This is a genomic window from Mesorhizobium sp. Root157 (assembly GCF_001427385.1).
Lineage (GTDB): Bacteria > Pseudomonadota > Alphaproteobacteria > Rhizobiales > Rhizobiaceae > Mesorhizobium.
Genome location: NZ_LMGJ01000020.1, coordinates 1 through 12,146, shown reverse-complemented (window position 1 = coordinate 12,146; position 12,146 = coordinate 1). Strand labels below are relative to the sequence as shown.

The window sequence follows — 12,146 nt, the reverse complement described above, 5'->3', positions numbered from 1 at the left end:
TCGACACGGCGAGCTTCGATGGAAATTCTGCGCTCATCTACTGATCCTCTCAAAAACGAGGGGTCAGTTCTTCGTTTCGTTCGGGGGTCAATTTCTCATTTCGCCTGACAAGGACCAGTCATCCTGGCCGTGAACTTCTGTCCACTGCTGAGCGCTAACCCAACAACGCCCCTCTCAAGATGGTTGGTCGACATTGGCCTCTGGCTCTTCTTCGTCGTCCTCACCATTCGCCAGCCTTGCCGGAATGTCCCCCGCGAGCAGTTTTTCCTTCGACAACAGCCCGGCGTCTTCGAGCGCCTCGAAATCCGGCAGGTCGCGCAGCGTATCGAGCCCGAACTCCAGCAGGAACGCTTTCGTCGTCACGTACGTATAGGGCGCGCCGGGCGTCGGGCTGCGCGGTCCCGACGCGATCAGGCCGGCGCCGCGCAGACGGCCGATCAGGTCGCGGGAAACTTCCTTGCCAAAAAAGCTCGACAGTTCGCCGCGCGTGATCGGCTGAAAATAGGCAATGGCCATCATCACCAGCACCTCGGACTGCGTCAGGTCCACGGCCTTCTCACTACCGCCAACGGCCGCTCGAATGGCGTCGGCATAGGCAGGCCGGGTCAGGTGTTTCCAGCCGCCGGCCACCGCAATAAGATCATAGGGTCGGCCGCGCAATTCCTCGCGAATATCGTCAATGAGAAGGTCGATACTACAGCTGGCGCCAACCACGCGCGCGAGGACACTGCGTGTCACCGGCTCGCTGGCGGCAAAGATGATTGCCTCGACGCGGTGCATCCATTCGCGCCAGCGCGCCTCCGGCGGCAGGTGGTCCAGCTCCCGGTCAAACAGCTGGTCAGCTGATCGACGGTCATCTGACCGGCTCCCCCCTCGCCTGCGCGCTGCTTCAGCCATTTCCTATAGCCCGTAGATGCGGAATGTGGCGCGGCCGGACAGCTCGCGCACGGCGCCGAGTTCGACCAGCCGGTCGAACAGCCGCCGCAGCCCGCGATCGCTTATCCCCGCGATTTCTTCTGAAGCCACGAGCGCGTCGTTAGACAGGAGCCTGTTGACAACGAGGGCCGACCCCTTGGCCCGCAACTTCGGTGCTACCGCAAGCAGCCGATCGGCGCGGCGACCCAGCTCGGCGGACAGATCGATGGCGCGCAGCGCAGCGCGCGCCTGGGCGGCAAGCAGACTTTTGGCACGCTCCAGATCTGACTCAATGCGTGTCGCGACAGAGCTGGCCACCGATCGACGCGGGCGAGCGCTTATGCCCAAAAGCGCTTCGGCGCCCAGCAGTGGCACCGCATATGCCCAACCCAGACATTGCGCCAGCAGAGTGTCGGCGAACCAGGCTCCGACGGAGCGCCCGAAGCCATATCGATCGGTAGCCATGAGCGGGCCGGTTAGCATTGCGACCATGCCAGCGCCGGCGGCGAATTGCCGGAGATCATCCGCCAGATCGCTGACCACCTCATCATCCGGACCGTAGCCGAACTCTTTCAACACCACGGCGAGGTTTTTCAACGTCAACAATTCTTCTGCGGGCCGGGCCGCCAGCCGGCGCCAGGCGAGTAGCATTGATCCGGCGGGGCCGACGGACAAAAAATCGCCCGGGCGTGTGAGCAGCACCGCATCGCGCAGCGCGCTTTCATCCTCGACGCGGCCAGCCTGCCTGGCCGTCACCGCGGCGGCTGTAAGCGCCAGGCGCTGCCGCCAGACGCCGGCCCATTTTTCTTCCCGGCGCACGACTTGATCGAGCGCGCCGATGGCGGCGCCGGCGGCGAGCGCGACATCCTCGATGTCTTTGCTCGCAAGGCTTTTCGCATCCGGGACGGCGCGGCGCAGCCAGGCCGGCACCGGTGCCAGCGCCACGGTCGAAGGGGCACCGGGAAGCGTGGGGTAGTGGCGCGGAAAGGATTTGGGACGCAGAATCATCGACAGCACGATGAACAATGGCGGCGCTTTTAGCAACAAAAATGGACAATAAGCGCTGCGCCCGTCGACAATATAAAACGAATGATAATGTTGCATTATCGTTCATTATTGACAGCAACTCGCTTTTGGTGGTAGAAAGTATAAGAAAGGTAGAAATTAGGAGCCTCACGTGTCCCTGAACATCAAAAACCCGGCCACCGTCGCGCTGGCCGACGAGCTCGCCCGCCGCCAAGGGGTCAGCAAGACTGCCGCCATTCATCAGGCGCTCAGCGAGCGCCTGCACCGCCTGGGCTACGCTGACACCACTCAAGACCGTCTGCTCTCAGAATTGCGCGCCATCAGGGAACGCGTGGCGCGACTGCCTGAAGTCGATCGCCGCAGTGATGAGGAGATCGTCGGCTATGACGAGCATGGTATCCCGAACTGATGGTGATCGATACCTCAGCCATTGTCGCAATTTTGCGCAACGAGCCTGAAGCGGCGAGGCTTGAACGCGCGCTGGTCTCCGAAACGATCCGCCTCGTCCCCGCAACTTGCGTGCTCGAGGCGCGCATGGTGTTGATTAGTCGGCGCGGTGAGCACGCCCTGGCCGAGATAGACCTATGGCTCAACAAAATCGCCGCCGACGTCATTCCCGTCGATGTCGAACTGGTCGATCTCGCCACCCAGGCCTGGCTCGCCTACGGCAAGGGCCGCCATCCGGCCGCCCTGAATTTTGCCGATTGCCTTTCCTACGCTTTGGCAAAACGGGCCGACGAGCCGCTGTTGTTCATCGGCAAGGATTTTGCGCAGACGGATATCGAGGCCGCATGAGCAATTTTGGCAGCGGTTCATCGGTCGCGTCCGGCAATGAAGATCTGCCGGACATCATCGACGTCGTCATGGAAATGGGCCGTACCGAGGGCGGTCCCCACGAAGAGGCTCCCTCCCCTCCCCTTCCGGCCGTTACCAATCCTCGCCTGCCGGCACACCTCGACGCACTCGCCGACCGCGCGCGAGAGTACGTCGAGGCGTCCAGTTCCGCCAACACGCGCCGCGCCTACGCCTCCGACTGGAAGCATTTTGCCAGCTGGTGCCGGCGCCAAGGCGTCGAAACGGTACCGCCTGATCCGCAGACTGTTGGCCTCTACATAACCGCACTTGCGGCCGCGACCGGTAGGGACAAAAAGACGGTGTCGACCATCGAACGGCGTCTGTCCTCGCTCTCCTGGAATTTTTCTCAACGCGGCCAACCGCTGGATAGAAAAGACCGGCATATCGCGACGGTCATGGCCGGCATTCGCAACAAACACGCCTCCCCTCCCCGGCAGAAGGAAGCGATCCTGCCCGAGGACCTGATCGCCATGCTGGAAACGCTCGACCGTGGAACCTTACGCGGCCTGCGCGACCGCGCCATGCTGCTGCTCGGCTTTGCCGGCGGGTTGCGCCGCTCTGAAATTGTTGGCCTCGACGTTTCTCGCGACCAGACCGAAGACGGCAGCGGATGGATAGAGATTCTGGACAAAGGCATTGTGGTCACCCTGCGCGGCAAAACCGGTTGGCGCGAGGTCGAGATCGGCCGCGGCTCGTCCGACGCCACTTGCCCGGTGGTGGCGCTCCAAACCTGGCTGAAATTCGCCAAAATAAGCCATGGGCCACTGTTTCGACGCGTGACCGGTCAGAGCAAACAAGTCGGCTCCGACCGGCTCAACGCACAGGAAGTGGCGCGGCTGGTCAAGCGGACAGCGCTTGCCGCTGGCGTACGCGGCGATCTGCCGGAGGGAGAACGCGGCCGGAAATTCTCCGGGCATTCGCTCAGGGCCGGCCTGGCCTCCTCGGCCGAGGTCGATGAACGCTATGTGCAAAAGCAACTCGGCCACGCCTCGGCCGAAATGACCCGCAAATACCAGCGCCGCCGCGACCGCTTCCGCGTCAATCTCACCAAGGCGAGCGGGCTGTAGCCGGAGAAAAATTCCCTCCCCTGCCCTTTTCATGTTTTTCAGGCCCGAATTCGATGTGGCGCACCAACGGTTCCATGCCTAAATAACCGAACACCTTCACCCTCACACGGCATCTCTCATGAAAAAGCTTGGTTTTCTGTCCTTCGGGCATTGGTCGCCCTCGCCCCGGTCGCAGACACGATCAGCGTCCGACGCATTGCTGCAGTCCATCGAGCTTTCCGTCGCCGCCGAGGAACTGGGTGCAGACGGGGCGTATTTTCGCGTGCATCACTTTGCCCGCCAGCTCGGCTCGCCGTTCCCGCTGCTGGCAGCGGTCGGCGCGAAGACGAGCCGCATCGAAATCGGCACCGCCGTCATCGACATGCGCTATGAAAACCCGCTCTACATGGTCGAGGACGCGGGTGCTGCCGACCTCATCGCCGGCGGGCGTTTGCAGTTGGGTATCAGCCGCGGCTCGCCTGAGCAGGTGATCGATGGCTGGCGCCATTTCGGCTACCAGCCAGACGAGGACGAGAGCGATGCCGACATGGCCCGCCGCCACGCGGAAGTGGTTCTCGAAGCCTTGCGGGGCAACGGCTTCGCCCAACCCAACCCGCGGCCGATGTTTCCCAATCCTCCTGGCCTGCTGCGCGTAGAACCGCATTCGGAGGGTCTGCGCGAACGCATCTGGTGGGGCGCAGCCACCAACGCCACCGCGGAATGGGCGGCAAAGCGGGGGATGAATCTGCAAAGCTCAACGCTCAAGTTCGATGAGAGCGGAAAGCCTTTTCACGTCCAGCAGGCCGAGCAGATTCGGGCCTTTCGACAAGCGTGGAAAGCTGCGGGCCACGCGCGACAACCGCGCGTATCGATCAGCCGCTCGATCTTCGCGCTGGTGACCGATCTCGACCGTGCCTATTTCGGTGGCGACGACAGCGAGGACCATTTCGGCTACATCGAGGGGGACAGGCGTGCCGTGTTCGGGCGCAGCTATGCTGCCGAACCGGACATCCTGATCGAAGAGCTGAAAAAGGACGAGGCCCTCGCCGAGGCTGACACACTGCTGCTCACCGTCCCGAACCAGCTCGGCGTCGCCTACAACGCCCATGTCATCGAGGCAATCCTCTCCCACGTCGCCCCGGCCATGGGTTGGCGATGACACCAAGTACCGAGGCCGACCTTGCCTGGCCCTTCTTACGGAAAGTCGAGGTTGGGCCGTTGTGACCTCTTTTGCTGAAACATAGCCCCACGGTCGCATGCCATCACAACGCGTTTCCAAGTGGCCGCTCTGCAGGGCAATGTGAGTCGTCACCCTGTTTTCGCTCCCTCACCGCGCCCGACAGCCCGCAACAGGCTCATCAGCACCGGCCCGATCGAAAACTGTCCAGACCGCGCCTTGTCAGTCAAGCTGCGCAAATAGCCGCCGGGGCTCTTGATATGCTCCGCCCGCTGCAGGATCGCCGCTACACAGATCGCCGCATCCACGGCCCCCATGGCCTCGCAAGCCTGTTGCCAAGCGTCAGGACTGACGCCAAGCGCGCCGCGCACCAGATTTGCGGTATCGACCAGCCCCGCCCAGTTCGATATTCCGTCACGGGAGTAGTTGGCAATGTCGGGGCAAGCCCGCAGCACCAGCCCAAGCGGATAGCCCGTTGGTGGCTGGCTCCTGGTTTCCAGCTTTGGTGCGGCTTCGGCCCCCTGCTCTTTTCGAGAGCGAGGTTCAAGTTCATGAGAGTCGGTTTTTGAATTCTGTATGTGGCGCTCAAAATGAGACTCATTGGCGTCTGGATTCTGTGTTTTAGCATGGTTTTCCAGCAGCTTGCGTACCTCCAAGGCTAGGTCGCCTAGGGCCGCCGCTATCGGCTCCAGTTCAAACCGGCTTGCCGTGCGCGGGATTCGTGAAACGATCTCGCGATAAGCGAGATGCAGGCCCTGCCAATCAGCCGGAATCCCCTCCTCCAAGCCGAATGAAATCATCTTGCCTATATCGCGGCGCAGGATGGTGATGCGCTCCTTGACCAGCAGTAAGGCTTGCCTCTCGCCACGCACTGCCTCGGCCATGCGCTCGAACTCTTGCGCGCGCGCCAAGAGGGGCGTCAGGTCGAAACCAAAAGCCAGTTCAATCTCGCCGCCCTGGTTCTTGCGGGCATAGCGCTTACCGTTGGGGCTGTCGCGGCGCACGACGAGGCCGCATTCCACCAGGACTGACAAATGTCGCCGCAGCGTTGCCGGCGCCATGCCATGCGCGCGAAGCGCAAGCTGCGCGTTGGAAGGAAACACTACCAGTCCCTCTCCTTCCACGAGATCCGCGTCCGGGTGGAAGCTCAGCAAGGCGTTGAGTATCCCCAATGCGCGGTCGCTGGCACCAAGCATCGTCTTGGCCTCGCAGACGGCCCGAAAGACCTGCCATTTATTGGCGCTGGCGCCAGGCGCGCAGCGCTCAGCCGCCATTTGCCCTGCCATCATGGCAGACGTCAGCGACCGCCGCCCAAAGGGCGTCGTCGAGATATGCTCGATCATCCTCGTTCACCTCAATAAAGGGCAAACCAAAGGCATCCCGGAACGCGTCCAGTGTTGACAAGTCGATCCGGAAATGATTCTCTCACAATTGCTACATTGATGAGGGCTTCCGGAATGGCGACATTTCGGGGGCCTTTTTCTTGCCGATCTATCCTTCTGTTTTCCGTTTTCTACGCTACCAACACCCTACGCACCCTCGCCGGCTGGGCTGAACGCAAAGCATCGGCCCTGTTTGCCGGCATTGGATAAGTTCACCCCTGTTCGGCCGGGCCGCTTGCCCCCTGCCGGAATCTTTCCAGCAGCTTGGGCAGTTCCTCACCCAGAAAGTCCTCGAAACCGTCGGCGATCTTGTCCACGAATTCGACGCGGGCCTTGCCCTTGGCGATACTGACCAAAGCGACCGCCCTGCCCTCTCCGTCGTGAACCTCACGCGCCTGTCCGACCTTGACTGCCTTGCGTTGCAACCGCGCAAACAACAAGTTGAAGCGCAGATCGCTGCTGGCGGCCGCACGGAAACGCTCCGTCGTGATCTCGTCGTCGGCCTTGCTCAGCGCCGCCTCGCTTTTAAGCAGATCGGCCACCGCCATCCAGCGTGGGCGGCCGATCTTGGGAGCCGGACCAATGGCGCTGGCGATGCGCAGTGGCACCGCTTCCGCCACCTGGAGATAGCGTGTCATCTCCGCTTTGTGGAGCGACAGCGCCTCTTGCACCACGCTGCGCTCGAAGCCGCGCTCGATCAGTGCGTGGGCAAAGAAGGCACGCTCAATGAACGAAAGGTCCGTGCGCTCGTTATTTTCCTTGCCTTGGGCCAACACCAGATCAGTGTCGCTAAGGTCGCGCACGATGGCGCGCACGCGCTGGCCAAGCCGGGCTGCGGCGCGAATGCGGCGGTGGCCATAAGCGGTCTGGAAGCGACCAGGTTTTTCGGGGTGAGGGCGCACCAGCACCGGTACTTGCTGGCCGCTGGTCCCGACGCTTTGCATCAACGTCTGAAAACTTTCGTCGCTGTCGTCGTGGCCCAAGCGATCGTTGACGAAGGACGCATCGATCAGTTCCGGTTCGATCTCGATAACGCGATCGGCAGCACTCAGGCTCTCCTTCAGCCGGCGCGCGTCCTCGATCTCTCGCGACAGGCCACCGAGCGAAAGCCCCATCGCCTTGACCGCGCCTGAGGCGGCGCGGGCGCGCGCTTCTGGCATCGGGGCAGGGGGATGTGATGCGGGTTCAGCCGATTGCGATGGTGTATCCGCCGCACGCTCGGCAACCGGCTCCACCGTCTGGAACAGTGCCCTCAACTGGTTCTTGCGGTTTTGTCCTGCCATTCGAGCCTCCTTCATGCCGGCCTGTTCCAGGCTTTCATGAGAAGGCTTTCGATCTCTCCGTTGACAGCTGTCAACGATTCCATCGCCCTGTCGTACGTGGCACGGCTAAAGCTTTCGCGCGAAACCTCATAGAGCGTCTGCTTGGTCAGCCCCGCATCTGAGAAGGCGGTCGACTTGACCAGCGGCGCCGTCAGCACCCTTTCACCAAACAGCGAACGCAGAAAGCCGACGATCTGCGTCTGCGGTCCGTCATTAGGCTCATAACGAGTGACGAGATAGCGCATGAAATCGAAGCTGAGCTCGCCGCCGGCCGAGCGCACGACCGAAAGAAGATCGGCGGTCATGAACAGGAATTGGCTCATCGAGGCGACGTCGAGCATTTGCGGATGGATGGTGACCAGCACCGAAGTCGCAGCGCACAGCGCCGAAAGCGTCAGGAAGCCAAGCTGCGGCGGGCAATCCATGACGACGACGTCATAGCGCTCGGCAACCGTGGCAAGCGCTGCCTGCACCCGCGCAAAGAACATCGGGCCGTCCTTGTCGTCGCCCTGGCGGGCGGCCAGCATCTGCGGCGTCGTATGCTCGAACTCCTGCAATTCGAGATTGCCCGGCACGATGTCGAGCCCATCGAAATAGGTGTTGCGGATCACCTCCGAGAGCGGTCGGCCTTCGTCGTCATAACGGATGGCGGCATAAAGCGTGTCGTTGCCGTCGAGGTCAAGCTCCGGTTGGTAGCCGAACAACGCTGAAAGCGAGGCCTGCGGATCGAGATCGATGGCCAAAACCCGGTAGCCCGCCAACGCCAGATGCTGCGCCAGATGCGCGCTGGTCGTGGTCTTGCCCGAGCCGCCCTTGAAATTGGTGACCGCGATCACCTGCATATGCTCACCCTTCGCCTCATCGCGGCGGGGCAGGTAGGTGCGCGCCTTGGCCGGGTTCTGCTCAGCCAGATGCCGACGCAGCCCGTTGATGTCCCCCAGCGAATAATAGCGCCGGCCACCCGCGCCCGTCTCCGGCTGCGGACCGTCCCCAGCGATGGAAAGCTGGCGGAGATAACCGTCTGAGACACCGATCAGCCTTGCCGCCTCACCGCTGGAGAAACGACGCAACATTTTGTTGGACGCCGGCGCGTAAAGCCGGTCCCGCATGGCCTGAAGCTGAGCCGACAGCAGTTCGGCGTCTCTGGCGATGGCACGATCCGTCGACCAGTCCCGATCGGTGTCGATCAGCTTCGCACTAGCCGTTTGCTGGCCTGAAATCGCCAAGTCCAAAACCTCTCCAGGACGGGTCATGTCCATGCCAGAACCCTTATGCGCCGATTCGCCAGCGATTCCGAATCTCGCCTACGCCGCATCTGTGTATTACGGAGCTATACAGAGATAACGCGAGCGGCGATCAGTTACGCAAAATACGGCACCATACGGAAAATACCGTAACAGGATGAGCGAGGGGTCGAGTCGGGTCAAGCGAATTATAGTTAATGGAAATTAACCATTTACCCGCGCGCGCTCCTGCATCGCACTCGACCACGTTGACAGCTGTCAACAACCTAGCACCCGCTGGAGAGTCTCTCGGCTGGGCCGCGTCCTCCAAGCCAACCGTGTCATGCAAGCTCGGTATTAGACATGTTTGCAAACGCAACCGGAAAGAAGCCTGTCGATGGGTGTGTCAGATCATCAGCCGCTGGCCGACCATCACCCCACTCGGGTGCGGCTCCTCGCTTTAACGCGGTCTTTCTATCGCTCAATACGCAGATTTTGAACGGACCACGTTCTTCATGGAAGCGTCACGACAACAGAGGTGACCGGTCACGTGGCGCGACAAAGAGAGTGCGCACGATCAACAAGCGGCCAATTCGAAGACGCGCGCCGCTACAGATCTGCGCGAGGACCCTGCGATCCTCGTCATATGCAACCACTCCGCGCCTGCTCTCGAATCAGATCAACAGATCCAGTAAACGCTGGCTATCCGACCGCCGTAACGCCTTTACCTCTGCCACGAGCAATTCGGCCTTGGACTGTGCGTCGTCGCGGCCGAAATCGGCAAGCTTTTGCTCAATGGCCTCGATCGTCATCGGATTTGCCACATCTCCAATTGGATAGTCGACCTGAGCGCCTAGATGTCCATCATTGATCGTTAGTAACACCCGCGCTGAGGTGCGCGCAGGGAAGGTGTTGATGAAATCGACGGCCGAATAGTCGATGGATATTCGCTTGGCGAGGTCAAGCACGCGAGGGTCCACGAGGCTGTTAGGCAGAAGCGGCCGGAATCCGGAAGCTCCCTTCACCACCGCAAGAGCGGCCGCAAACGGGACAGAAAACTGTGCATCTTCCAGCGATGAGGGCGCTACATTGTTCGGCAGCTTTTCCGCCTCCGGAAAAATCTCGACGTTGATTGATTGAATTGCCGACAGCTCCCATCCCGCTTCAGGTCTCAACTGCAAGATGGCATCGATCACAGGGTGGGTATATCGGCACGATGCGTATGGCTTTTGATACGTCTCTGTAATCAGCCAACGCTTCGACAGATCCTGGCAGATTGCTGCGACGTCAAACGCCGTCGGTCTGTCAAGAAGATCGATCGATCCTGTTGCCCCTGCTGCGGCGCGGGCTACGGCTACTGCGGCTGTGACCGTCGACCATGGGCTGCTACCCTTGACGGAGCTGGCCAGGCAAGCACCTTGGGGTAGATTTTGGGGTGCCTCGGCGCCAGCGATTGCGATGGCATGGGTCATATCGTGCTCCGACAGGCCTCTCAATCGTCCGAGCGCGGCCGCTACACCATAACAAGTCCAAATGCCGCTAGCGTAGCTAATCTCGTCGTGGCGGCGCCGACTTTGCCCAACCCTGAGGGCGACGTCATACCCTATCGCAATAGCTGCAAGGACATCTTCTCCGGGTAGAGGCGTCTTTTGACACTCCATAAGAACGGCTGGGACAATGGCAGCTCCCGGATGACCGGCCGCACCTCGATGTCCGTCGTCTACGTCAAGAGCGCTAGCTGCTGCACAATTTGCAAACAGCGCTCCTAGAAAATGCATGGCATCACCATCTGAGCACCAGGCTCTAAAGGCACCCGTCCCAAAAATGTCGAGACTTGCAGTTCGCGTGGATTGTGCGTTTTGCGTGCCGGCCCCACCCATGATGGCGGCGATCGTGTCGAGTAGCGCCCGCTCGGTCGCGTCCCAGACCTCTCCTGGAATATCGTCGATGGAAACGCGCGAACAGAAACGCGCCAAGATCTGAGATGTATACTCCATAGCTGCAGTGACCTTTCTCACGCCGCAAGCCAGTCATGGCGAAGCGGGCGTCCGGGGGCAACCGCTTGCGTGGCGCGCAAAATCGCGGAGGTGTCCACACCGTAGTGCCGGTACAGCTCGTCTATCGTCCCCGTTTGTCCAAAATGTTCCACTCCCAACGAGCGGGTCCGGTGGCCATAGACGGAGCCCAACCACGCAAGTGTGGCCGGGTGCCCATCGAGAACGGTCACCAGCCCACAGCGCGTGGGAACCCCTGCCAAAAGCCGTTTGGCATGGCATTGGACATCAGTGATGCCAGCCTCCCGTTCCCGACCTGCTGCCGTCCAGCCGGCATAAAGGCGATCGGCTGAGGTGATCGCAAGTAGTCCGACATCGCGCCTGTCCTCGCCCAGCAAGCCAGCTGCGCGGATTGCCTCCGGTGCAACGACCCCTGTGTAAGCGATGACGACTTCGGCATTTGGTCCTGGTTTCCTCAACCAGTAACCGCCGCTCGCGATATTCTTCTCGTCCATATCTGTCAGTTGACGCACGGGCTGTTCGAGCGGACGGGTCGACAACCGCAGATATACCGAGCCGCCCGCGCCATCACACAAGCAGGTTTCAGGGTCTCTCAGGGTTCCTTCAGAGCCTTGCATGTAGTCGAAGGCAAAACGCATGATGATCGCCAGTTCATCGACGAAGGATGGTTCGAAGGAAGCAAGCCCGTCTTGTGCCAAGCCGATCAGAGGCGTCGAGATCGATTGATGCGCGCCCCCTTCTGGGGCGAGGGTTATGCCGGAAGGAGTCGCAGCGAGCATAAAGCGAGCGTCCTGGTAACAGGCATAGTTCAACCCATCCAGGCACCGTTGGATAAAGGGATCATAGAGCGTACCGACAGGAAACAGCCTCTCACCAAACAGGGAGTGCGACAGGCCGAGCGCTGACAAAAGGGTCGTCAGGTTCATTTCGGCGATGCCGAGTTCAATATGTTGGCCGGCCGGTGATCCTTCCCACACGAACGGTGATGCAATGCGTTCTTTTCGAAAAACGTCGTCTTCGTGTTGACCGGCAAAAATCCCGCGCTTGTTGATCCAGGGACCAAGGTTGGTGGACACGCTGACATCAGGCTGTTGGTTTCCACGCGGAACTGAGCCGGTTAGGCGCATAATTTCCATTGAGAATTGAGCCATGTGAACCTTCCCCCAACGCGGTGAGTGGCGGGGG

The 12,146-nt window shown here is 61.1% G+C and carries 10 protein-coding genes and 1 pseudogene; 4 read left to right on the top strand and 7 right to left on the bottom strand.

What is annotated here, in order from left to right; translation table 11 throughout:
- Positions 1-174: 174 nt before the first annotated feature.
- Together scpB and ASD64_RS12105 are read right to left on the bottom strand one after the other, a co-directional pair.
- A complete protein-coding gene (gene scpB / locus ASD64_RS12110; RefSeq protein WP_056105450.1) occupies positions 175-897 on the bottom strand; it encodes an SMC-Scp complex subunit ScpB in 723 nt (240 codons plus the stop codon).
- A 3-nt stretch (positions 898-900) separates the two neighbouring features.
- Positions 901-1,923 carry a DUF1403 family protein gene (locus ASD64_RS12105; protein ID WP_056105456.1) on the bottom strand — a complete coding sequence of 341 codons (1,023 nt, stop codon included), beginning with the start codon at positions 1,921-1,923 and terminating at the stop codon, positions 901-903.
- Positions 1,924-2,092: 169 nt separating this feature from the next.
- Here ASD64_RS12105 and ASD64_RS12100 point away from each other — a divergent pair, with 169 nt between their 5' ends.
- The 4 genes from ASD64_RS12100 to ASD64_RS12085 all read left to right on the top strand — a co-directional run bounded on the left by ASD64_RS12100 (position 2,093) and on the right by ASD64_RS12085 (position 5,001).
- Positions 2,093-2,350, top strand: coding sequence for a type II toxin-antitoxin system VapB family antitoxin (locus ASD64_RS12100; protein ID WP_056105447.1), 258 nt, complete (start codon positions 2,093-2,095; stop codon positions 2,348-2,350).
- Complete coding sequence (locus ASD64_RS12095; RefSeq protein WP_056105446.1) at positions 2,350-2,736, top strand: type II toxin-antitoxin system VapC family toxin; 387 nt, start codon at positions 2,350-2,352, stop codon at positions 2,734-2,736. Before ASD64_RS12100 ends, ASD64_RS12095 begins: the two co-directional genes overlap by 1 nt.
- Entirely contained in the window at positions 2,733-3,863 is a 1,131-nt protein-coding gene (locus ASD64_RS12090) for a site-specific integrase (RefSeq protein WP_056105444.1), read from the top strand. Before ASD64_RS12095 ends, ASD64_RS12090 begins: the two co-directional genes overlap by 4 nt.
- A 118-nt stretch (positions 3,864-3,981) precedes the next feature.
- The gene (locus tag ASD64_RS12085; RefSeq protein WP_056105442.1) at positions 3,982-5,001 is read left to right on the top strand and encodes an LLM class flavin-dependent oxidoreductase; all 1,020 of its coding nucleotides are present in this window, start codon (positions 3,982-3,984) and stop codon (positions 4,999-5,001) included.
- A 149-nt stretch (positions 5,002-5,150) separates the two neighbouring features.
- On the opposite strand, the gene repC is transcribed toward ASD64_RS12085, so the two are convergent.
- The 5 genes and pseudogenes from repC to ASD64_RS12060 all read right to left on the bottom strand — a co-directional run.
- On the bottom strand, positions 5,151-6,362 hold the full coding sequence (gene repC / locus ASD64_RS12080) for a plasmid replication protein RepC (protein ID WP_056105441.1): 1,212 nt from the start codon (positions 6,360-6,362) through the stop codon (positions 5,151-5,153).
- Positions 6,363-6,613: 251 nt separating this feature from the next.
- Positions 6,614-7,684, bottom strand: coding sequence for a plasmid partitioning protein RepB (gene repB, locus ASD64_RS12075; protein ID WP_056105454.1), 1,071 nt, complete (start codon positions 7,682-7,684; stop codon positions 6,614-6,616).
- 11 nt (positions 7,685-7,695) lie between these two features.
- Entirely contained in the window at positions 7,696-8,982 is a 1,287-nt protein-coding gene (repA, locus tag ASD64_RS12070; protein WP_082549975.1) for a plasmid partitioning protein RepA, read from the bottom strand.
- A 638-nt stretch (positions 8,983-9,620) separates the two neighbouring features.
- Positions 9,621-10,943 (bottom strand): MmgE/PrpD family protein, encoded by a 1,323-nt coding sequence (locus tag ASD64_RS12065; protein ID WP_056105439.1) that lies wholly within the window; start codon positions 10,941-10,943, stop codon positions 9,621-9,623.
- Between the two features lie 17 nt (positions 10,944-10,960).
- Positions 10,961-12,146, bottom strand: a pseudogene (locus ASD64_RS12060) (transketolase); the annotation flags it as partial.